Annotated in this window: 18 protein-coding genes; 13 read left to right on the top strand and 5 right to left on the bottom strand. The window is 60.8% G+C overall.

Annotation, left to right across the window (positions count from 1 at the left end; translation table 11 throughout):
• Positions 1-8: 8 nt before the first annotated feature.
• Both LCH64_RS15080 and LCH64_RS15075 read right to left on the bottom strand, forming a co-directional pair.
• The gene (locus LCH64_RS15080; RefSeq protein ID WP_003221699.1) at positions 9-533 is read right to left on the bottom strand and encodes an HAD family hydrolase; all 525 of its coding nucleotides are present in this window, start codon (positions 531-533) and stop codon (positions 9-11) included.
• A complete protein-coding gene (locus LCH64_RS15075; RefSeq protein WP_003221702.1) occupies positions 533-1,507 on the bottom strand; it encodes a KpsF/GutQ family sugar-phosphate isomerase in 975 nt (324 codons plus the stop codon). The genes LCH64_RS15080 and LCH64_RS15075 overlap by 1 nt, the downstream gene beginning before the upstream one ends.
• Before the next feature lie 275 nt (positions 1,508-1,782).
• On the opposite strand from LCH64_RS15075, the gene LCH64_RS15070 reads away from it, so the two are divergent.
• From LCH64_RS15070 to hisC, 10 genes are all read left to right on the top strand, one after another.
• Positions 1,783-2,592 (top strand): ATP-binding cassette domain-containing protein, encoded by an 810-nt coding sequence (locus LCH64_RS15070; protein WP_226500638.1) that lies wholly within the window; start codon positions 1,783-1,785, stop codon positions 2,590-2,592.
• The gene (gene mlaE, locus LCH64_RS15065) at positions 2,592-3,389 is read left to right on the top strand and encodes a lipid asymmetry maintenance ABC transporter permease subunit MlaE (protein WP_003221704.1); all 798 of its coding nucleotides are present in this window, start codon (positions 2,592-2,594) and stop codon (positions 3,387-3,389) included. Before LCH64_RS15070 ends, mlaE begins: the two co-directional genes overlap by 1 nt.
• Positions 3,389-3,856, top strand: coding sequence for an outer membrane lipid asymmetry maintenance protein MlaD (gene mlaD / locus LCH64_RS15060; RefSeq protein ID WP_007967220.1), 468 nt, complete (start codon positions 3,389-3,391; stop codon positions 3,854-3,856). The genes mlaE and mlaD overlap by 1 nt, the downstream gene beginning before the upstream one ends.
• A gap of 11 nt (positions 3,857-3,867) precedes the next feature.
• Positions 3,868-4,521 carry an ABC transporter substrate-binding protein gene (locus LCH64_RS15055; RefSeq protein WP_226500637.1) on the top strand — a complete coding sequence of 218 codons (654 nt, stop codon included), beginning with the start codon at positions 3,868-3,870 and terminating at the stop codon, positions 4,519-4,521.
• Positions 4,518-4,823, top strand: coding sequence for an STAS domain-containing protein (locus LCH64_RS15050; RefSeq protein WP_003221709.1), 306 nt, complete (start codon positions 4,518-4,520; stop codon positions 4,821-4,823). Before LCH64_RS15055 ends, LCH64_RS15050 begins: the two co-directional genes overlap by 4 nt.
• Positions 4,824-4,939: 116 nt before the next feature.
• Positions 4,940-5,179, top strand: coding sequence for a BolA family protein (locus LCH64_RS15045; protein ID WP_003221710.1), 240 nt, complete (start codon positions 4,940-4,942; stop codon positions 5,177-5,179).
• 22 nt (positions 5,180-5,201) lie between these two features.
• The gene (gene murA, locus LCH64_RS15040; protein ID WP_045122295.1) at positions 5,202-6,467 is read left to right on the top strand and encodes a UDP-N-acetylglucosamine 1-carboxyvinyltransferase; all 1,266 of its coding nucleotides are present in this window, start codon (positions 5,202-5,204) and stop codon (positions 6,465-6,467) included.
• Positions 6,468-6,593: 126 nt separating this feature from the next.
• The gene (gene hisG / locus LCH64_RS15035) at positions 6,594-7,229 is read left to right on the top strand and encodes an ATP phosphoribosyltransferase (RefSeq protein WP_003221711.1); all 636 of its coding nucleotides are present in this window, start codon (positions 6,594-6,596) and stop codon (positions 7,227-7,229) included.
• Positions 7,230-7,354: 125 nt separating this feature from the next.
• Entirely contained in the window at positions 7,355-8,692 is a 1,338-nt protein-coding gene (gene hisD / locus LCH64_RS15030; protein ID WP_003221712.1) for a histidinol dehydrogenase, read from the top strand.
• A 2-nt stretch (positions 8,693-8,694) separates the two neighbouring features.
• Positions 8,695-9,747: a histidinol-phosphate transaminase gene (gene hisC / locus LCH64_RS15025; RefSeq protein ID WP_226500636.1), complete on the top strand. Its 1,053-nt coding sequence runs from the start codon at positions 8,695-8,697 to the stop codon at positions 9,745-9,747.
• A 122-nt stretch (positions 9,748-9,869) separates the two neighbouring features.
• Here the strand turns inward: hisC and algW are convergent, their stop codons facing one another.
• Positions 9,870-11,024 (bottom strand): Do family serine endopeptidase AlgW, encoded by a 1,155-nt coding sequence (gene algW, locus LCH64_RS15020; RefSeq protein ID WP_045122296.1) that lies wholly within the window; start codon positions 11,022-11,024, stop codon positions 9,870-9,872.
• 103 nt (positions 11,025-11,127) lie between these two features.
• Between algW and LCH64_RS15015 the strand changes: the two genes are divergently transcribed.
• From LCH64_RS15015 to cysN, 3 genes are all read left to right on the top strand, one after another.
• Complete coding sequence (locus LCH64_RS15015; protein ID WP_226500635.1) at positions 11,128-11,886, top strand: Nif3-like dinuclear metal center hexameric protein; 759 nt, start codon at positions 11,128-11,130, stop codon at positions 11,884-11,886.
• Positions 11,887-12,142: 256 nt separating this feature from the next.
• Complete coding sequence (gene cysD / locus LCH64_RS15010) at positions 12,143-13,060, top strand: sulfate adenylyltransferase subunit CysD (protein ID WP_003221715.1); 918 nt, start codon at positions 12,143-12,145, stop codon at positions 13,058-13,060.
• Between the two features lie 9 nt (positions 13,061-13,069).
• Positions 13,070-14,968 (top strand): sulfate adenylyltransferase subunit CysN, encoded by a 1,899-nt coding sequence (gene cysN / locus LCH64_RS15005; RefSeq protein ID WP_003221716.1) that lies wholly within the window; start codon positions 13,070-13,072, stop codon positions 14,966-14,968.
• A 978-nt stretch (positions 14,969-15,946) separates the two neighbouring features.
• Here cysN and LCH64_RS15000 read toward each other — a convergent pair.
• Both LCH64_RS15000 and pta read right to left on the bottom strand, forming a co-directional pair.
• Positions 15,947-16,852 (bottom strand): acyltransferase, encoded by a 906-nt coding sequence (locus LCH64_RS15000; protein ID WP_226500634.1) that lies wholly within the window; start codon positions 16,850-16,852, stop codon positions 15,947-15,949.
• A complete protein-coding gene (gene pta, locus LCH64_RS14995) occupies positions 16,853-18,952 on the bottom strand; it encodes a phosphate acetyltransferase (protein WP_226500633.1) in 2,100 nt (699 codons plus the stop codon).
• Positions 18,953-18,983: the final 31 nt, after the last annotated feature.

Genomic DNA, 18,983 nt, shown 5'->3' with positions numbered 1-18,983 from the left:
GATTTGGCTCACAGGTACGCGGCGTTGGCCGCATCGAGGCGGCCCTGGGCGCGCAGGATCAATTCGCAGAATTCGCGGGCGGCACCTTCGCCACCACGGGCCCGAGTGACGCCATGGGCGTGTTCGCGCACGAAATCGGCAGCATTGGCGACGGCCATGCCCAGGCCTACGCGGCGGATCACCGGCAGGTCAGGCAAGTCGTCACCGAGGTAGGCGACCTGTTCATAGCTTAGGCCCAGTTGCTGCAGAAGACCGTCCAGAACCACCAATTTGTCTTCGCGGCCCTGAAACAGATGCGGGATGCCGAGGTTCTTCGCCCGGCGCTCAACCACCGGCGTCTTGCGGCCACTGATGATGGCCGTCTCGACACCGGCATTCATCAGCATCTTGATGCCTTGGCCGTCGAGGGTGTTGAACGTCTTGAATTCGCTGCCGTCTTCAAGGAAGTACAGGCGCCCGTCGGTGAGGACGCCGTCGACGTCGAACACCGCCAGTTTGATCGCTTTGCCGCGTTGCAGCAGATCGCTTGTCATTACATCACTCCTGCACGCAGCAGATCGGAGAGGTTGAAGGCGCCAATCGGGCGATCTTCTTCGTCCACGACCACCAGTGCGTTGATTCGGTGGTCTTCCATGATTTTCAGCGCTTCGGCGGCGAGCATCTCGGGCCGTGCGGTCTTGCCGTGTGCGGTCATGACCTGGTCGATGGTGGCGCTGCGGATGTCGATGCTGCGATCCAGGGTGCGGCGCAGGTCGCCGTCGGTGAAGATCCCGGCCAGCTTGCCATCGGCTTCAAGGATGACGGTCATCCCCAGACCCTTGCGGGTCATTTCCATGAGCGCGTCCTTGAGCAGGGTGCCGCGTTGTACCTGCGGCAGCTCTTGCCCGGCGTGCATGACGTTTTCCACTTTCAGCAGCAGGCGTCGACCCAAGGCACCGCCCGGGTGGGAAAAAGCAAAATCTTCGGCGGTGAAACCACGCGCTTCCAGCAGCGCCACGGCCAGGGCATCGCCCATGACCAGCGCTGCGGTGGTCGAGGAAGTCGGCGCCAGGTTCAGCGGGCAGGCTTCGTGCTCGACGTGAACATTGAGATTGACTTCGGCGGCCTTGGCCAACGGCGACAGAGGATTGCCGGTCAGGCTGATCAACTGGATACCCAGGCGCTTGATCAGGGGCAGCAAGGTGACGATTTCGTTGGTCGAGCCGGAGTTGGAGAGGGCGAGAATCACGTCGTCACGGGTGATCATGCCCATGTCGCCATGACTGGCTTCGGCGGGGTGGACGAAAAATGCCGGGGTGCCGGTGCTGGCCAGGGTCGCGGCAATCTTGTTGCCGACGTGCCCGGATTTGCCCATGCCGACCACGACCACACGGCCTTTGCTGGCCAGAATCATCTCGCAAGCGCGTACGAAATCGGCGTCGATATGGGGCAACAAGCCTTGTACGGCTTCCACTTCGAGGCGGATGGTGCGTTGTGCCGATTGAATCAGGTCGCTGGATTGGCTCATGTCAGAAATCGTATAGCCCGATGAAAAGGCGGCGATTATAGCGGTTATGTTGAAAAGCCTCACGCAAGTTCGTTGTGCTTTGTCATTCCTCGTAACCAAAACCCTGAAAAAGCGCGGCCGCGCCTGTCATATCGCTGAACACAGGGGGGCATGGGCCTTGGGCGCTTGGCCTTTGCAGTGATATAGTTCGCCGCCAGTTCGGCCTGCCCGGGAGGTATGTGCTTTCTTCGGAAAGCCAGGCGTCCGAGTGAGAGGCTGCATCGCAAGGAGTTTAGATGAGTGCCGATAACGCCTACGTGGTCGAGCTGAAGGGAGTCTCCTTCAAGCGCGGTGCGCGCAGCATTTTCAATAACGTCGATATTCGCATCCCGCGTGGCAAGGTTACCGGCATCATGGGACCTTCCGGGTGCGGCAAGACCACTTTGTTGCGCTTGATGGGTGCACAGTTGCGTCCTTCCAGCGGCGAAGTCTGGGTCAACGGCCAGAACCTGCCGACGCTGTCGCGCAGTGATCTGTTCGATGCGCGCAAGCACATGGGCGTGCTGTTTCAGAGCGGCGCGCTGTTTACCGATCTCGATGTCTTCGAGAACGTCGCTTTCCCCCTGCGCGTTCATACCCAATTGCCGGATGAAATGATCCGCGACATCGTTCTGCTCAAATTGCAGGCGGTCGGTCTGCGCGGCGCCATCGAGCTGATGCCCGACGAACTGTCCGGCGGCATGAAGCGTCGCGTGGCGCTCGCCCGGGCAATTGCGCTCGATCCGCAGATTCTCATGTACGACGAGCCTTTCGTCGGTCAGGACCCGATCGCCATGGGCGTGCTGGTACGCCTGATCCGTCTGCTCAACGATGCGCTGGGGATCACCAGTATCGTGGTCTCCCACGATCTGGCCGAAACCGCGAGCATCGCTGACTACATCTATGTAGTGGGTGATGGTCAGGTGCTGGGGCAGGGCACGCCGGACGAGTTGATGAATTCGGATGAGCCGCGTATTCGCCAGTTCATGACCGGCAACCCCGATGGCCCGGTGCCGTATCATTTTCCAGCGACGGATTACCGCGCAGATCTTCTGGGGAAGCGCTGATGCGCAGAATTTCATTAATAGAACGCGTACGCCGTTTCGGCGAGGCGGCGATCGACGCCGTTGCGGTGTTTGGTCGTGCGACCCTGTTCCTGTTCCACGCCCTGCTGGGTCGTGGCGGCATCAGCGGCGGTTTTGGCCTGTTGGTCAAGCAGCTGCATTCGGTTGGCGTGATGTCGCTGGTGATCATCGTCGTGTCCGGGATTTTCATCGGCATGGTGCTGGCGCTGCAGGGCTTCAGTATTCTGTCGAGCTACGGTTCGGAGCAGGCGGTGGGGCAGATGGTGGCCCTGACGTTGCTGCGTGAACTGGGGCCGGTGGTGACCGCCTTGCTGTTTGCCGGGCGTGCCGGTTCGGCGCTGACCGCGGAAATTGGCAACATGAAGTCCACCGAGCAGCTTTCCAGCCTGGAAATGATCGGTGTCGATCCGCTCAAATACATTATTGCCCCGCGTCTGTGGGCCGGTTTCATTTCCCTGCCGGTGCTGGCGATGATTTTCAGCGTGGTGGGGATCTGGGGCGGTTCGTGGGTGGCTGTCGACTGGCTTGGCGTGTATGAAGGTTCCTACTGGGCGAACATGCAGAACAGCGTGAACTTCACCAGCGATGTGCTCAACGGCGTCATCAAAAGTATCGTTTTCGCCTTCGTCGTGACCTGGATCGCCGTATTCCAAGGCTATGACTGTGAGCCCACTTCCGAGGGCATCAGTCGCGCCACCACCAAGACCGTGGTATTCGCCTCGCTGGCGGTACTGGGCCTGGACTTTATTCTGACCGCTTTGATGTTTGGAGATTTCTGATGCAAAACCGCACCCTGGAAATCGGTGTCGGCCTGTTCCTGCTGGCAGGGATCCTGGCCTTGTTGCTGCTTGCCCTGCGGGTCAGTGGCCTGTCTCCGACTTCGACCACCGACACCTATAAACTGTATGCCTACTTCGACAATATCGCCGGTTTGACGGTCAGAGCCAAAGTGACCATGGCCGGTGTGACCATCGGCAAGGTCACGGCCATCGATCTGGATCGCGACAGCTTTACCGGGCGGGTAACCCTGCAAGTGGATAAAAAGGTCGACAACCTGCCGACCGACTCCACAGCGTCTATCCTGACCGCTGGCCTGTTGGGCGAGAAGTACATCGGTATCAGCGTGGGCGGGGAAGACACCCGTCTGAAGGATGGTGGAACCATCCACGACACGCAGTCGTCTCTGGTACTGGAAGACCTGATCGGTAAATTCCTGCTCAATACCGTTAGCAAAGACGCCAAATGAGGAGCTTTTGAATGATCTCTACCTTGCGACGTGGCCTGTTGGTGTTGCTCGCGACACTGCCACTGCTGGCTAACGCTGCGCCTGGACAGTCGGCGCACGATCTGGTTCAGGACACCACGAACCGGATGCTGGCCGACCTGTCGGCCAATAAAGAGAAGTACAAGAAGGATCCGCAGGACTTCTACACGGCGCTGAACACCATCGTCGGTCCCGTGGTGGATGCCGAGGGCATTTCCAAGAGCATCATGACCGTCAAGTATTCGCGCAAGGCAACGCCTGCGCAGATGCAGACGTTCCAGGAAAACTTCAAGCGCGGTCTGTTCCAGTTCTATGGCAACGCTTTGCTCGAGTACAACAACCAGGGCATTACCGTTGATCCTGCCAAGGATGAGTCCGGCGATCGCACCAGCGTCGGCATGACCGTCAAGGGCAACAACGGCGCGGTCTATCCAGTGCAATACACGCTGGAGAAGATCAACGGCGAGTGGAAGCTGCGCAACGTGATCATCAACGGCATCAACATCGGCAAGCTGTTCCGTGACCAGTTCGCCGATGCGATGCAGCGCAATGGCAACGATCTGGACAAGACCATCAATGGTTGGGCCGGTGAAGTGGCCAAGGCCAAGGAAGAAACCGACAAAGCTGCCGCGAAGCCAGCGCAATGAGTGAGGCGGCAATACGTATGAGTGACGTCGACGAGCTATTGCTCAGTGGAGTACTGGATTACCGCACAGGTCCCGACCTGCGCAAGGAAGGCCAGGCGCTGATCAAGTCCAGCAAGGCGACGTCGCTGGTCATCGATTGCTCGGCAGTGAAGAAGTCCAGCAGCGTCGGCTTGTCCCTGCTGCTGTGCTTCATGCGCGATGCCCAGGCGGCCGGCAAGGTTGTCAGCATCCGCGCGATGCCGGAAGACATGCGCGAAATCGCTCAGGTCAGTGAACTGACCGAGTTGCTGGCGCACCCCTGAACCCGCATCGATAAAAAAGCCCCCCGTCAGAGTCCTGCCAATGCGGGGTTCGCAGGCGCGGGGCTTTTTTGTATGATGTCCGACCCGTGCGCACAGGGCGCCGATTGAGGTTGAGCATGCAGGCCGTAGAAGTGAAGAGCTTCCTTGAAGGGAAGCTGCCAGGAACGCAGGTGGAAGTTGAAGGCGAAGGCTGCAACTTTCAGCTGAACGTGATTAGCGATGAACTGGCGGCGTTAAGCCCGGTCAAGCGTCAGCAGAGCATCTATGCCCATTTGAACCCGTGGATCGCCGATGGCAGCATCCATGCGGTCACTATGAAATTTTTCAGCCGCGCGGCCTGGGCCGAGCGCACCTGAGCCCAAGGGCGTCGAGATTCTTATGGATAAATTGATTATTACCGGTGGCGTTCGTCTTGATGGCGAAATCCGTATCTCCGGGGCGAAGAACTCCGCCCTGCCGATTCTGGCTGCCACCCTGCTGTGCGATGGCCCGGTGACCGTTGGCAACCTGCCGCACCTGCACGACATCACCACCATGATCGAGCTGTTCGGTCGCATGGGCATCGAGCCTGTGATCGACGAGAAACTCAGCGTCGAAATCGATCCACGCACCATCAAGACCCTGATCGCACCGTACGAACTGGTGAAAACCATGCGTGCCTCGATCCTGGTACTGGGCCCGATGGTTGCGCGTTTCGGCGAAGCCGAAGTCGCCCTGCCTGGCGGTTGCGCCATCGGTTCGCGTCCGGTCGACCTGCACATCCGTGGCCTCGAAGCCATGGGCGCGGTGATCGACGTCGAAGGCGGCTACATCAAGGCCAAGGCGCCTGAAGGCGGCCTGCGCGGCGCCAGCTTCTTCTTCGATACCGTCAGTGTGACCGGTACCGAAAACATCATGATGGCAGCTGCCCTGGCCAAGGGCCGCAGCGTCCTGCAGAACGCCGCGCGCGAGCCGGAAGTGGTTGACCTGGCGAACTTCCTCAACGCCATGGGCGCCAAGGTTTCCGGCGCCGGCACCGACACCATCACCATCGATGGCGTCGAGCGTCTGGGTTCGTGCTTCTACAAGGTCATGCCTGACCGTATCGAAACCGGCACCTACCTGGTGGCCGCTGCGGTCACCGGTGGCCGCGTGAAGGTCAAGGACACCGATCCGACCATCCTCGAAGCCGTTCTGGAAAAGCTCCGTGAAGCCGGCGCTGAAGTCACCAGCGGTGAAGACTGGATCGAGCTGAACATGCACGGCAAACGCCCGAAAGCGGTCAACGTGCGCACCGCGCCGTACCCGGCGTTCCCGACCGACATGCAGGCACAGTTCATCTCGCTCAACGCCATTGCCGAAGGCACAGGCGCAGTGATCGAGACGATCTTCGAAAACCGTTTCATGCACGTTTACGAACTGCACCGCATGGGCGCCAAGATCCAGGTCGAAGGCAACACTGCGATCGTCACCGGTACTGAAGTCCTGAAGGGCGCGCCAGTGATGGCCACCGACCTGCGTGCTTCGGCCAGCCTGGTGATCTCGGCACTGGTGGCCGAAGGCGACACGCTGATCGACCGCATCTACCACATCGACCGTGGTTACGAGTGCATCGAAGAAAAACTGCAGATGCTGGGCGCCAAGATCCGTCGCGTTCCGGGCTAGTAGCTGCACTGGGCACAGGGAAGTGTCCACTGAATTCGTTTCGAGTCGAGCCGGTATCCGGCTCGATGTGTGTCCGGCGCCGATTGCGACCGGACATGAGTACCTTGATAAGGACTGACGTTTCCCATGTTGACCATCGCACTGTCCAAGGGCCGCATCCTTGACGACACCCTGCCGCTTCTCGCTGAAGCGGGCATCGTGCCGACCGAGAATCCGGACAAGAGCCGCAAGCTGATCATCCCCACCACTCAGGATGACGTACGTCTGTTGATCGTGCGTGCCACCGACGTGCCGACCTATGTCGAGCATGGCGCGGCCGATCTCGGTGTCGCCGGTAAAGACGTGTTGATGGAATACACCGGCCAGGGCCTGTACGAGCCGCTGGATCTGCAGATTGCCCAGTGCAAGCTGATGACCGCCGGCAAGATCGGCGCGGCCGAGCCCAAGGGCCGTTTGCGCGTGGCGACCAAGTTCGTCAACGTCGCCAAGCGTTACTACGCCGAGCAGGGCCGTCAGGTCGACATCATCAAGCTCTACGGCTCGATGGAGCTGGCGCCGCTGATCGGCCTGGCCGACAAGATCATCGACGTGGTCGACACCGGCAACACCCTGCGTGCCAATGGCCTGGAACCTCAGGAACTGATCGCCACGATCAGCTCGCGCCTGGTGGTCAACAAGGCTTCGATGAAGATGCAACACGCCCGAATCCAGGCGTTGATCGATACCCTGCGCAAGGCAGTGGAATCGCGACACCGCGGCTGATGTACCTGCGCGACCTTGAGTCGCGCCCGTCTATCCGCCTCATAGCCAGAATCTCAGGTGCCCAAGCGGAAACGACTGCTAAGTTAGGGCGCCTGAGTTTTTGCCATTCCTATGAGGCTCTCGCTATGACCGCACCGACTGCAATTCGCCGACTCAACGCTGCTGACCCGGATTTCGCGCATCATCTGGATCATCTGCTGAGCTGGGAAAGTGTGTCTGACGACTCGGTCAATCAGCGCGTGCTGGACATCATCAAGGCTGTGCGCGAGCGCGGTGACGCGGCGCTGGTCGAATTCACCCAGAAGTTCGACGGCCTCGAAGTGGCGTCGATGGCTGACCTGATCCTGCCGCGCGAGCGTCTGGAGCTGGCCCTGACTCGCATCACCGTGGCACAGCGCGAGGCGCTGGAAAAAGCCGCGGCGCGGGTGCGCAGCTATCACGAAAAACAGAAACAGGATTCCTGGAGCTACACCGAGGCCGACGGCACCGTGCTCGGGCAGAAGGTCACGCCGCTGGATCGCGCCGGCCTGTATGTGCCGGGCGGCAAGGCGTCGTACCCGTCTTCGGTGTTGATGAACGCGATTCCGGCCAAGGTCGCCGGCGTGACCGAAGTGGTCATGGTCGTGCCGACCCCGCGCGGTGAAATCAATGAGCTGGTGCTGGCGGCGGCCTGCATTGCCGGCGTTGACCGGGTGTTCACCATCGGCGGCGCGCAAGCGGTTGCCGCGCTGGCTTACGGCACCGAAAGCGTGCCGCAGGTGGACAAGGTCGTCGGCCCGGGCAACATCTATGTCGCCACCGCCAAGCGTCACGTGTTCGGTCAGGTCGGCATCGACATGATCGCCGGCCCGTCGGAAATTCTCGTGGTCTGCGATGGCCAGACCGATCCGGACTGGATCGCCATGGACCTGTTCTCCCAGGCCGAGCACGACGAAGACGCCCAGGCGATTCTGGTCAGCCCGGACGCCGAGTTCCTCGACAAGGTTGCCGCCAGCATCGACAAGTTGCTGCCGACCATGGACCGCGCAACCATTATCGAAACCTCGATCAATGGCCGTGGTGCGCTGATCCATGTGCGCGACATGGCGCAAGCCATCGAAGTCGCCAACCGCATCGCTCCGGAACACCTGGAGCTGTCGGTCGCCGACCCGCAAGCGTGGTTGCCGCAGATCCGTCACGCCGGCGCGATTTTCATGGGCCGCCACACCTCCGAGGCGCTGGGCGACTACTGCGCCGGTCCGAACCACGTGCTGCCGACCTCCGGCACCGCGCGCTTCTCCTCGCCGCTGGGTGTGTACGACTTCCAGAAACGTTCGTCGATCATCTTCTGCTCCGAGGCTGGTGCGTCCGAGCTGGGCAAGACCGCTTCGGTGCTGGCGCGTGGCGAATCCCTCAGCGCACACGCACGCAGCGCCGAATACCGCATCAAAGATGCAGACTTTCTGCAAGGGCAGGGGGAGTGAAGATGAGTAAATTCTGGAGCCCGTTCGTCAAGGATCTGGTGCCGTATGTGCCGGGCGAACAGCCGAAGCTGACCAAACTGGTCAAGCTCAATACCAACGAAAACCCCTACGGCCCGTCGCCCAAAGCACTGGCAGCGATGCAGACCGAGCTCAACGACAACCTGCGCCTGTACCCGGACCCGAACAGCGATCTGCTGAAAACCGCTGTCGCCCACTACTACGGCGTGCAGAGCAATCAGGTGTTCCTCGGCAACGGTTCGGACGAAGTGCTGGCGCACATCTTCCACGGTCTGCTGCAACACGAGCAGCCGCTGCTGTTCCCGGACATCAGCTACAGCTTCTATCCGGTGTATTGCGGTCTGTACGGCATCCAGTTCGATGCCGTGCCGCTGGACGCGCAGTTCCAGATCAACCCGGCGGACTACGCCAAACCGAACGGCGGGATCATTTTCCCCAATCCGAACGCACCGACCGGTTGCCTGCTGGCACTGGAAGCGGTCGAGCAGATTCTCCAGGCCAGTCCGGATTCGGTGGTGGTCGTGGATGAGGCGTACATCGACTTCGGCGGCGAAACCGCGATCAGCTTGGTGGATCGTTACCCGAACCTGCTGGTGACCCAGACGCTGTCCAAGTCGCGCTCGCTGGCCGGGCTGCGCGTCGGTCTGGCGGTGGGTCATCCGGATCTGATCGAAGCGCTGGAGCGGATCAAGAACAGCTTCAACTCCTATCCGCTGGATCGCCTGGCGATTGTCGGTGCGGCGGCGGCGTTCGAGGATCGCGAGTATTTTGACAAGACCTGCCGTCTGGTCATCGAAAGTCGCGAATGGGTGATCGCCCAGTTGCAGACCAAAGGCTTTGAAGTGCTGCCGTCGGCGGCGAACTTCATCTTCGCCCGGCACCCGCAACACGATGCAGCAGGGCTGGCGGCCAAGTTGCGCGAGCAGGGCGTGATTGTGCGTCACTTCAAGCAGGAGCGGATTGCCCAGTTCCTGCGGATTTCGATCGGTACGCCGGAGCAGAACCAGGCGCTGATCGACGGCCTCGGCGACCTCTGATACAGCGCTGCCCCCTGTAGGAGTGAGCCTGCTCGCGATAGCGGACGGACATTCAACATTTATGCTGACTGACCCGGCGCCATCGCGAGCAGGCTCACTCCTACATTGTTTTGGGAAGGCGCTTACTCTTCTTCTTTGACCGGCGCCGGCGGTGGACGCAGGCCGATTTCAGCGGTCAGCTTCAGTTCCTTGCCGTTGCGCATGACCTGAATGGTGACCTTGTCGGTCGGCTTGATCCGCGCCACCTGGTTCATTGACTTGCGGCCATCACCGGCCGGTTCGCCGTCGATACTCAGAATCACGTCACCCAGTTGCAGGCCGGCCTTCTGTGCCGGGCCATCGCGGAAGATCCCCGCCACGACAATTCCCGGACGCCCGGACAGGCCAAACGATTCGGCCAGTTCCTGGGTCAGCGGCTGCACTTCAATACCGAGCCAGCCACGAATCACCTGACCGTGCTCGATGATCGACTTCATCACTTCCATCGCCAGTTTCACCGGTATCGCAAAACCGATGCCCTGCGAGCCGCCGGACTTGGAGAAGATCGCGGTGTTGATCCCGGTGAGATTGCCGTTGGCATCGACCAGTGCGCCGCCGGAGTTGCCCGGGTTGATCGCCGCGTCGGTCTGGATGAAGTCTTCGTAGTTGTTCAGGCCCAGCTGGTTGCGCCCGGTGGCGCTGATGATGCCCATGGTCACGGTCTGGCCGACGCCGAACGGGTTGCCGATGGCCAGCGCGACGTCGCCGATGCGAATGCTGTCGGAGCGGCCGACGGTGATTGCCGGCAGGTTTTTCAAGTCGATCTTCAGTACCGCGAGGTCGGTTTCCGGATCGCTGCCGATGACGCGGGCGAGGGTTTCACGACCGTCCTTTAGCGCCACCACGATCTGGTCGGCGCCGGTGGTCACGTGGTTGTTGGTCAGAATGTAGCCTTCCGGGCTCATGATCACGCCGGAGCCGAGGCTCGATTCCATGCGTTTCTGCTTCGGCGAGTTGTCACCGAAGAAACGCCGGAACTGCGGATCTTCAAACAGCGGATGCGCCGGTTTGGCGATGACCTTGGTGGTGTAGAGGTTGACCACCGACGGTGCGGCGATGACCACTGCGTCCGCATAGGACACCGGCCCCTGCTGCACGCTGGTGGTTTGCGGGGCCTGTTGCAGGTTGACGTCGAGGCTGGGTAGCCCGACCCACTGCGGGTAACGTTGAATAATCAACAGAGCGATAAGCACACCGGCCAACAGCGGCCAGCCGAAAAAACGCAGCGCCTTGAGCATTAAGCACGTCCTGGAAAAGTTGCAGGCGGGGTCAGACCGCCCATAATGTCGCGCATTATACGAGGCCGCGCGTGCCTCTGAACGGGATATTTAGGAGTCTTTCATGGCCGTCGCCCTCAGCACCCTGGTCGAAGAAGCCGACCGTTACCTCGGCAGTGCGAAAATCGCCGATTACTGCCCCAACGGCCTGCAGGTCGAAGGCCGTCCGCAGGTGATGCGTATCGTCAGCGGCGTGACTGCCAGTCAGGCGTTGCTCGATGCCGCGGTGGAAGCCGAGGCCGATCTGGTGCTGGTACATCACGGCTATTTCTGGAAGGGCGAGAACCCGTGCATCACCGGCATGAAGCAGCGGCGCCTGAAGACGCTGCTCAAGCACGACATCAGTCTGCTCGCCTATCACCTGCCGCTGGATCTGCACCCGGAGGTCGGCAACAACGTGCAACTGGCGCGTCAGCTGGACATTACCGTCGAAGGGCCGCTGGACCCGGATAATCTGAAGATTGTCGGGCTGGTCGGCTCGTTAAATGAGCCGATGACCCCACGTGATTTCGCGCGTAAGGTTCAAGAGGTCATGGGCCGCGAACCGCTGCTGGTCGAAGGCAGTGCGATGATCCGCCGGGTCGGCTGGTGCACCGGTGGCGGGCAGGGCTATATCGACCAGGGCGTAGCGGCGGGTGTTGATCTGTTCCTCAGCGGTGAAGCCTCCGAGCAGACCTTCCACAGCGCTCGGGAAAACGACATCAGCTTCATCGCCGCCGGCCATCATGCCTCCGAGCGCTATGGCGTGCAGGCGCTGGGCGATTATCTGGCGAAGCGTTTTGCCCTCGAACACATCTTCATCGACTGCCCGAACCCGATCTGAGACTAAACATCTGTCCAGTGTGGGAGGGGGCTTGCTCCCGAAAGCGGTGTGTCATTCAACAATGATTTTGACTGATCCTCCGCCTTCGCGAGCAAGCCCGCTCCCACAGGAACAGTGTTTCACGGCCGAACTGGTGGGCATATTCATATGCCCTTTCGATCTAGTAGGCGCCCTGATTAGAAGAGGTCGCTGTGCTAGGATTCCCCGCTCGAACACGGCCCGCTGGCCGTTCATAAGAAAGCTTTCGTGAGTAGCCATGGTCGACAAACTGACGCATCTGAAACAGCTGGAGGCGGAAAGCATCCACATCATCCGCGAGGTGGCCGCCGAGTTCGACAACCCGGTGATGCTGTACTCCATCGGTAAAGACTCCGCCGTGATGCTGCATCTGGCACGCAAGGCGTTCTTCCCGGGCAAACTGCCGTTTCCGGTGATGCACGTCGACACTCGCTGGAAATTCCAGGAGATGTACAAGTTCCGCGACAAGATGGTCGAAGAGCTGGGCCTGGACCTGATCACTCACATCAACCCCGACGGCGTGGCGCAGAACATCAACCCGTTCACCCACGGCAGCGCCAAGCACACCGACATCATGAAGACCGAGGGCCTGAAGCAGGCGCTCGACAAGCATGGTTTCGACGCAGCGTTCGGCGGCGCCCGTCGCGATGAAGAGAAGTCCCGCGCCAAGGAGCGTGTGTACTCATTCCGCGACAGCAAGCATCGCTGGGACCCGAAGAATCAGCGTCCGGAGCTGTGGAACGTCTACAACGGCAAGGTCAACAAGGGCGAATCCATTCGTGTATTCCCGTTGTCGAACTGGACCGAACTGGACATCTGGCAGTACATCTACCTCGAAGGCATCCCGATCGTGCCGCTGTACTTCGCCGCCGAGCGCGAAGTGATCGAGAAGAACGGCACGCTGATCATGATCGACGACGACCGTATCCTCGAACACCTGTCCGACGAGGACAAGGCACGCATTGTCAAAAAGAAAGTGCGTTTCCGTACCCTTGGCTGCTACCCGTTGACGGGCGCGGTGGAGTCCGAGGCTGAAACCCTCACGGACATCATTCAGGAAATGCTCCTGACGCGAACTTCCGAGCGCCAGGGCCGGGTCATCGACCACGATGGCGCAGGCTCGATGGAAGACAAGAAACGTCAGGGTTATTTCTAAGGGGTTGTCATGTCGCACCAATCTGATTTGATCAGCGAGGACATCCTCGCCTACCTGGGCCAGCACGAGCGTAAAGAGCTGCTGCGCTTTTTGACCTGCGGTAACGTCGATGACGGCAAGAGCACCCTGATCGGGCGCCTGCTGCACGACTCCAAGATGATCTACGAAGATCACCTGGAAGCCATCACCCGCGATTCGAAGAAAGTCGGCACCACCGGTGACGACATCGACCTGGCATTGCTGGTCGACGGCCTGCAGGCCGAGCGTGAGCAGGGCATCACCATCGATGTCGCCTACCGCTATTTCTCCACCGCCAAACGCAAATTCATCATCGCCGACACCCCCGGCCATGAGCAATACACCCGCAACATGGCCACCGGTGCGTCCACCTGTGACCTGGCGATCATCCTGGTCGACGCCCGTTACGGCGTGCAGACCCAGACCCGTCGGCACAGCTTCATCGCCTCGTTGCTCGGCATCAAGCACATCGTCGTCGCCATCAACAAGATGGACCTGAAGGACTTCGATGAAGGCGTGTTCGAGTCGATCAAGGCCGACTACCTGAAGTTCGCCGAAGGCTTGAAGATGAAGCCGACCAGCATGCACTTCGTGCCGATGTCTGCCCTCAAGGGCGACAACGTGGTGAACAAGTCCGAGCGCTCGCCTTGGTACAAAGGCCAGTCGCTGATGGAAATCCTCGAGACCGTGGAAGTGGCGGGCGACCGCAACTTCACCGATCTGCGTTTCCCGGTGCAGTACGTCAACCGTCCGAACCTGAACTTCCGCGGTTTCGCTGGCACCCTCGCCAGCGGCATCGTGCACAAGGGCGACGAAGTGGTGGTTCTGCCGTCGGGCAAGAGCAGCCGCGTCAAATCCATCGTCACCTTCGAAGGTGAGCTGGAGCAGGCCGGCCCGGGTCAAGCGGTGACGCTGACCATGGAAGACGAAATCGACATCTCCCGCGGCGACCTGCTGGTGCATGCCGACAACGTGCCGCCGGTCACCGACAGCTTCGAAGCGATGCTGGTGTGGATGGCTGAAGAGCCGATGCTGCCGGGCAAGAAATACGACATCAAACGCGCGACCAGTTACGTGCCGGGCTCCATCGCCAGCATCGTCAACAAGGTCGACGTGAACACCCTCGAAGAAGGCCCGGCGAGCGCGTTGCAGCTCAACGAAATCGGCAAGGTGAAGATCGCGCTCGACGCGCCGATCGCCCTCGACGGTTACGACAGCAACCGCACCACTGGCGCGTTCATCGTCATCGATCGTCTGACCAATGGCACCGTCGGCGCCGGCATGATCATCGCTCAGCCAGTGGCTCACGGGACTGCCTCGCACCACGGCAAACTGGCTCACGTTGCCACTGAGGAACGTGCCCAGCGCTTTGGCCAGCAACCGGCTACCGTGTTGTTCAGCGGTCTGTCGGGCGCGGGCAAGAGCACGCTGGCCTATGCGGTCGAGCGCAAGCTGTTCGACATGGGCCGTGCGGTGTTTGTGCTGGATGGTCAGAATCTGCGTCACGACCTGAACAAGGGGCTGCCGCAGGATCGTGCTGGCCGTACTGAGAACTGGCGGCGTGCTGCGCATGTGGCGCGTCAGTTCAACGAGGCTGGTCTGCTGACCTTGGCGGCGTTTGTTGCGCCGAGTGCAGAAGGTCGCGAACAGGCCAAGGATCTGATCGGTAAGGAGCGTCTGCTGACGGTTTATGTGCAGGCTTCGCCGGCGGTGTGTGCCGAGCGTGATCCGCAGGGCTTGTATGCTGCGGGTGGCGATAATATTCCGGGTGAGTCGTTCCCGTATGACGTGCCGCTGAATGCTGATCTGGTGATCGACACGCAGTCGTTGTCGTTGGAAGAAAGCGTCAAGCAGGTGCTGGATCTGCTGCGTCAGCGTGGCGCGATTTAAGCGTTAGCTGGAAATGAAGAGCCCGTGGATGAGTGATCATCGGCGGGCTTTTTTATTGTGGGGTATTTGGTTTTTGGCGGTGGCGGCCTTTGGGCCGACCATGCTCTTGGGTTTTGGGTGTATATCCGTTGCTGCGGTAACGGCGGCTTGGGGTTCCGCCCTTACGGCGGGTCACTTTTTCCAGACGCCGAAAAAGTAACCAAAAACGCTTGCTCCTGCGTTCGGCCCGCTCGCTGGGGCTCGGGGTCCCTTCGCTGCGGGATTGATCCGGGCGCAGCGCCTACGGTTTGCTTCGCTGCACCTCCTCTCGCTGTGTTTGGCTGCGCCAAACGGTCGCTGCGCTCCCACCCCCGGATCAATCCCTCCACTCAGCCTTCCGACGTCGCCTGTGGATCAAGATCAAGATCAAGAGCGACAGCCGAGCTTGCGCTCATCCTGGAGTGGGGCGGCATGCGCCGCGTGCGGGTTGTACTTATCTTCCTGTAGGAGCTGCCGCAGGCTGCGATCTTTTGATCTTGATTTTGTGGGAGCTGGCTTGCCAGGGATGGCGGCCTGCCAGCCGACCAGTCTCTAACTGACCACACCCAATCCAACTGTAGGAGTGAGCCTGCTCGCGATGGCGGCCTGACAGCCGACCAGTCTCCAGCTGAACACACCCAATCCAACTGTAGGAGTGAGCCTGCTCGCGATGGCGGCCTGACAGCCGACCAATCCCTGACTGAATGCACCCAACCCAAAACTGTAGGAGCGAGCCTGCTCGCGAAAGCGGCCTGCCCCCAATCAATCCCCAACTGAATGCACCCAATCCCAATGTGGGGGCTGGCTTGCCAGCGATGGCGGCCTGCGAGCCGACCAATCTCTAACTGAATACACTTGATCCAACTGTAGGAGTGAGCCTGCTCGCGATAGTGGTGTGTCATTCAACATTGGGAGTGGCTGATCCACCGCTATCGCGAGCAGGCTCACTCCTACAGGGGATTAGCGTTTGCCTGCGAATTCTCGGTGCATCTGTTCCAGCAGCGCATCCTTGTCCTGCCACAGCTGGTTGATCCAGCCCTGGAATTGCAGGCGATATTCGCCGTCCTGGTCGTAATTCTTGCCGATGAAGGCTGGCGGGATTTTCAGTTCTTCAAAGTGCACCACCACGTCGCGCACGTTGCCGCACAGCAGATCCCAGAAACCCGGGCGCCCGCCCGGGTAGTGAATGGTCACGTTGACGATCGACTCCAACTGTTCGCCCATGGCATCGAGCACAAACGCGATGCCGCCGGCCTTGGGCTTGAGCAGGTATTTGAACGGTGACTGCTGTTGCGCATGTTTGCCTTCGGTGAAGCGTGTGCCTTCGACGAAGTTGAAAATCCCCACCGGGTTGTTGCGGAATTTCGCGCAGGTCTTGCGCGTGGTTTCGAGGTCTTTGCCTTTCTTTTCCGGGTGCTTTTCCAGGTAGGCCTTGGAGTAGCGCTTCATGAACGGGAAGCCCAGCGCCCACCACGCCAGACCGATCACCGGGACCCAGATCAGCTCCTGCTTGAGGAAGAATTTCAGTGGCTGGATACGGCGGTTGAGTACGTATTGCAGCACCAGGATGTCGACCCAGCTCTGGTGGTTGCTGGTGATCAGGTACGAGTGTTGGTAGTCCAGACCTTGCAGGCCGCTGATATGCCAGCGCGTGCGGCGCACCAGGTTCATCCAGGCTTTGTTGTTGCTGATCCACGCTTCGTGGGTGTGGCTCATCAGCCACAGTGAGGCGCGGCGGGCGAGGTCGAAGGGCAGCACTTTGATCAGCGCGACGCAGAACAGGAACGAGCACAGCAGAATCGTATTGAGTGCCAACAGCAGCGCGGCGATCACGCCGCGAATCGGGGCGGGCAGGAAGTCCAGCATTTACACATCCATAGGTCGGTTGGCGGCTTGAATCGCGGTCAGGGCGATGGTGTAGACGATGTCGTCGACCTGCGCGCCGCGCGGCAGGTCGTTCACCGGTTTGCGCAGGCCTTGCAGCATCGGGCCGAGGCTGACGCAGTCGGCGCTGCGCTGCACGGCTTTGTGGGTGGTGTTGCCGGTGTTCAGGTCGGGAAACACGAACACCGTGGCGCGACCGGCCACCTGGCTGTTCGGTGCCAGTTGCCGGGCGACGTCTGCGTTGGCAGCGGCGTCGTATTGCAGCGGGCCGTCGATCAGCAGCGAATGCTGTTGCTCGTGGGCGAGCAGGGTGGCTTCGCGGACTTTCTCGACTTCTTCGCCGCTGGCCGATTCGCCGCTGGAGTAACTGATCATCGCCACGCGCGGGGTGATGCCGAATGCGGCAGCCGAGTCGGCGCTTTGCAGAGCGATCTCGGCCAGTTCTGTTGCGCTCGGGTGTGGGTTCATCACGCAGTCGCCGTAGACCAGCACTTCTTCGGGGAACAGCATGAAGAACACCGACGACACCAGCGTGCAGCCCGGTGCGGTCTTGATCAGTTGCAGGGCCGGGCGGATGGTGTTGGCGGTGGTGTTGATCACGCCCGAGACCAGACCGTCGACCTCATCCAGCGCGAGCATCATGGTGCCGATCACCACGGTGTCTTCCAGTTGCTGTTCGGCCATCGGCGCGTTGAGGCTTTTGCTTTTGCGCAGGGCGACCATCGGCTCGATGTAGCGCTCGCGGATCAGGTCCGGATCGAGAATCTCCAGCCCCGGCGGCAACTCGATACCTTGCGCGCGGGCCACCGCCTCGACGTCCTCGGGTTTGGCCAGCAACACGCAACGGGCGATGCCGCGCTCCTGGCAGATTGCTGCCGCTTGCACGGTGAGCGGCTCGCTGCCTTCGGGCAGGACGATACGTTTGTTCGCCGACTGCGCCCGTTGAATCAGTTGATAGCGGAATACCGCGGGTGACAGGCGCATTTCCCGCGGCGTGCCGCAGCGCTGATGCAGCCACTTGGCGTCGAGGTGGCTGGCGACGAAGTCGGTGATGATCTCCGCGCGCTCGCGGTCATCGATGGGGATTTCCTTGTTCAGGCCATTGAGCAGGTTGGCGGTGTCGTAGGAACCGGTGCTCACCGACAACACCGGCAGGCCGGCCTGCAACGCGCCACGGCACAGATCCATGATGCGCGGATCGGGCAGGGTGTCGCTGGTCAGCAACAGGCCGGCCAGCGGTACGCCGTTCAACGCCGCGAGGCTGACCGCAAGAATGATGTCGTCGCGGTCACCCGGGGTCACCACCAGCACGCCGGGTTTGAGCAGCTCCACGGTGTTGCGCATGGTACGGGCGCAGATGATGATTTTGGTCATGCGCCGGGTTTCGTAATCGCCGGCGTTGAGCACCTGCGCGCCCATCAGTTCGGCGACGTCACGGGTGCGCGGTGCGTTGAGTTCGGGCTGGAACGGAATGCAGCCGAGCAGGCGGAAATCACCGCTGCGCAACAGCGGCGAATGCTCCTTCAGACGTGTGGCGAAGGCATCCATGCTTTCATCGGTCTTGACCTTGTTGAGGATCACGCCGAGGACTTTCGGGTCTTTCGGGCCGCCGAACAGTTGCGCCTGCAATTCGACGCGGCCGGAGAGTTCGGCGAGCACTTCGTTCTCCGGGGCCGAGACCAGAATCACTTCGGCATCCAGACTCTTGGCCAGGTGCAGGTTAACCCGCGCGGCGTAACTGGCGCTGCGAGTAGGCACCATGCCTTCGACCACCAGCACGTCTTTACCGATGGCGGCTTGCTGATAAAGGGCGATGATTTCTTCGAGCAACTCATCGAGCTGGCCGTCGCCGAGCATCCGCTCGACGTGGGCCAGGCCCAGTGGCTGCGGCGGTTTCAGGCCGTGGGTGCGCGCCACCAGTTCGGTGGAACGCTCAGGGCCGGTATCGCCCGGATGCGGCTGGGCAATCGGTTTGAAGAAGCCGACTTTCAGTCCGGCCCGCTCCAGGGTACGCACCAGCCCGAGGCTGATGGAGGTCAGACCCACGCCAAAATCGGTGGGCGCGATAAAAAAAGTTTGCATGCGGATTCTCTAAGGGTGCATGGCAATGGTG

This window comes from Pseudomonas sp. MWU16-30322 (genome assembly GCF_020515535.1).
Classification (GTDB): Bacteria; Pseudomonadota; Gammaproteobacteria; order Pseudomonadales; family Pseudomonadaceae; genus Aquipseudomonas; species Aquipseudomonas fluorescens_H.
Note: the sequence above shows the minus strand (reverse complement) of the source record. Positions and strands in the feature narration are given on the sequence as shown.

Coding starts and splice junctions, on each gene's coding strand:
- LCH64_RS15080 (WP_003221699.1), bottom strand. CDS start 533: ATGACAAGCGATCTGCTGCAACGCGGCAAAGCGATCAAACTGGCGGTG.
- LCH64_RS15075 (WP_003221702.1), bottom strand. CDS start 1,507: ATGAGCCAATCCAGCGACCTGATTCAATCGGCACAACGCACCATCCGC.
- LCH64_RS15070 (WP_226500638.1), top strand. CDS start 1,783: ATGAGTGCCGATAACGCCTACGTGGTCGAGCTGAAGGGAGTCTCCTTC.
- mlaE (WP_003221704.1), top strand. CDS start 2,592: ATGCGCAGAATTTCATTAATAGAACGCGTACGCCGTTTCGGCGAGGCG.
- mlaD (WP_007967220.1), top strand. CDS start 3,389: ATGCAAAACCGCACCCTGGAAATCGGTGTCGGCCTGTTCCTGCTGGCA.
- LCH64_RS15055 (WP_226500637.1), top strand. CDS start 3,868: ATGATCTCTACCTTGCGACGTGGCCTGTTGGTGTTGCTCGCGACACTG.
- LCH64_RS15050 (WP_003221709.1), top strand. CDS start 4,518: ATGAGTGAGGCGGCAATACGTATGAGTGACGTCGACGAGCTATTGCTC.
- LCH64_RS15045 (WP_003221710.1), top strand. CDS start 4,940: ATGCAGGCCGTAGAAGTGAAGAGCTTCCTTGAAGGGAAGCTGCCAGGA.
- murA (WP_045122295.1), top strand. CDS start 5,202: ATGGATAAATTGATTATTACCGGTGGCGTTCGTCTTGATGGCGAAATC.
- hisG (WP_003221711.1), top strand. CDS start 6,594: ATGTTGACCATCGCACTGTCCAAGGGCCGCATCCTTGACGACACCCTG.
- hisD (WP_003221712.1), top strand. CDS start 7,355: ATGACCGCACCGACTGCAATTCGCCGACTCAACGCTGCTGACCCGGAT.
- hisC (WP_226500636.1), top strand. CDS start 8,695: ATGAGTAAATTCTGGAGCCCGTTCGTCAAGGATCTGGTGCCGTATGTG.
- algW (WP_045122296.1), bottom strand. CDS start 11,024: ATGCTCAAGGCGCTGCGTTTTTTCGGCTGGCCGCTGTTGGCCGGTGTG.
- LCH64_RS15015 (WP_226500635.1), top strand. CDS start 11,128: ATGGCCGTCGCCCTCAGCACCCTGGTCGAAGAAGCCGACCGTTACCTC.
- cysD (WP_003221715.1), top strand. CDS start 12,143: ATGGTCGACAAACTGACGCATCTGAAACAGCTGGAGGCGGAAAGCATC.
- cysN (WP_003221716.1), top strand. CDS start 13,070: ATGTCGCACCAATCTGATTTGATCAGCGAGGACATCCTCGCCTACCTG.
- LCH64_RS15000 (WP_226500634.1), bottom strand. CDS start 16,852: ATGCTGGACTTCCTGCCCGCCCCGATTCGCGGCGTGATCGCCGCGCTG.
- pta (WP_226500633.1), bottom strand. CDS start 18,952: ATGCAAACTTTTTTTATCGCGCCCACCGATTTTGGCGTGGGTCTGACC.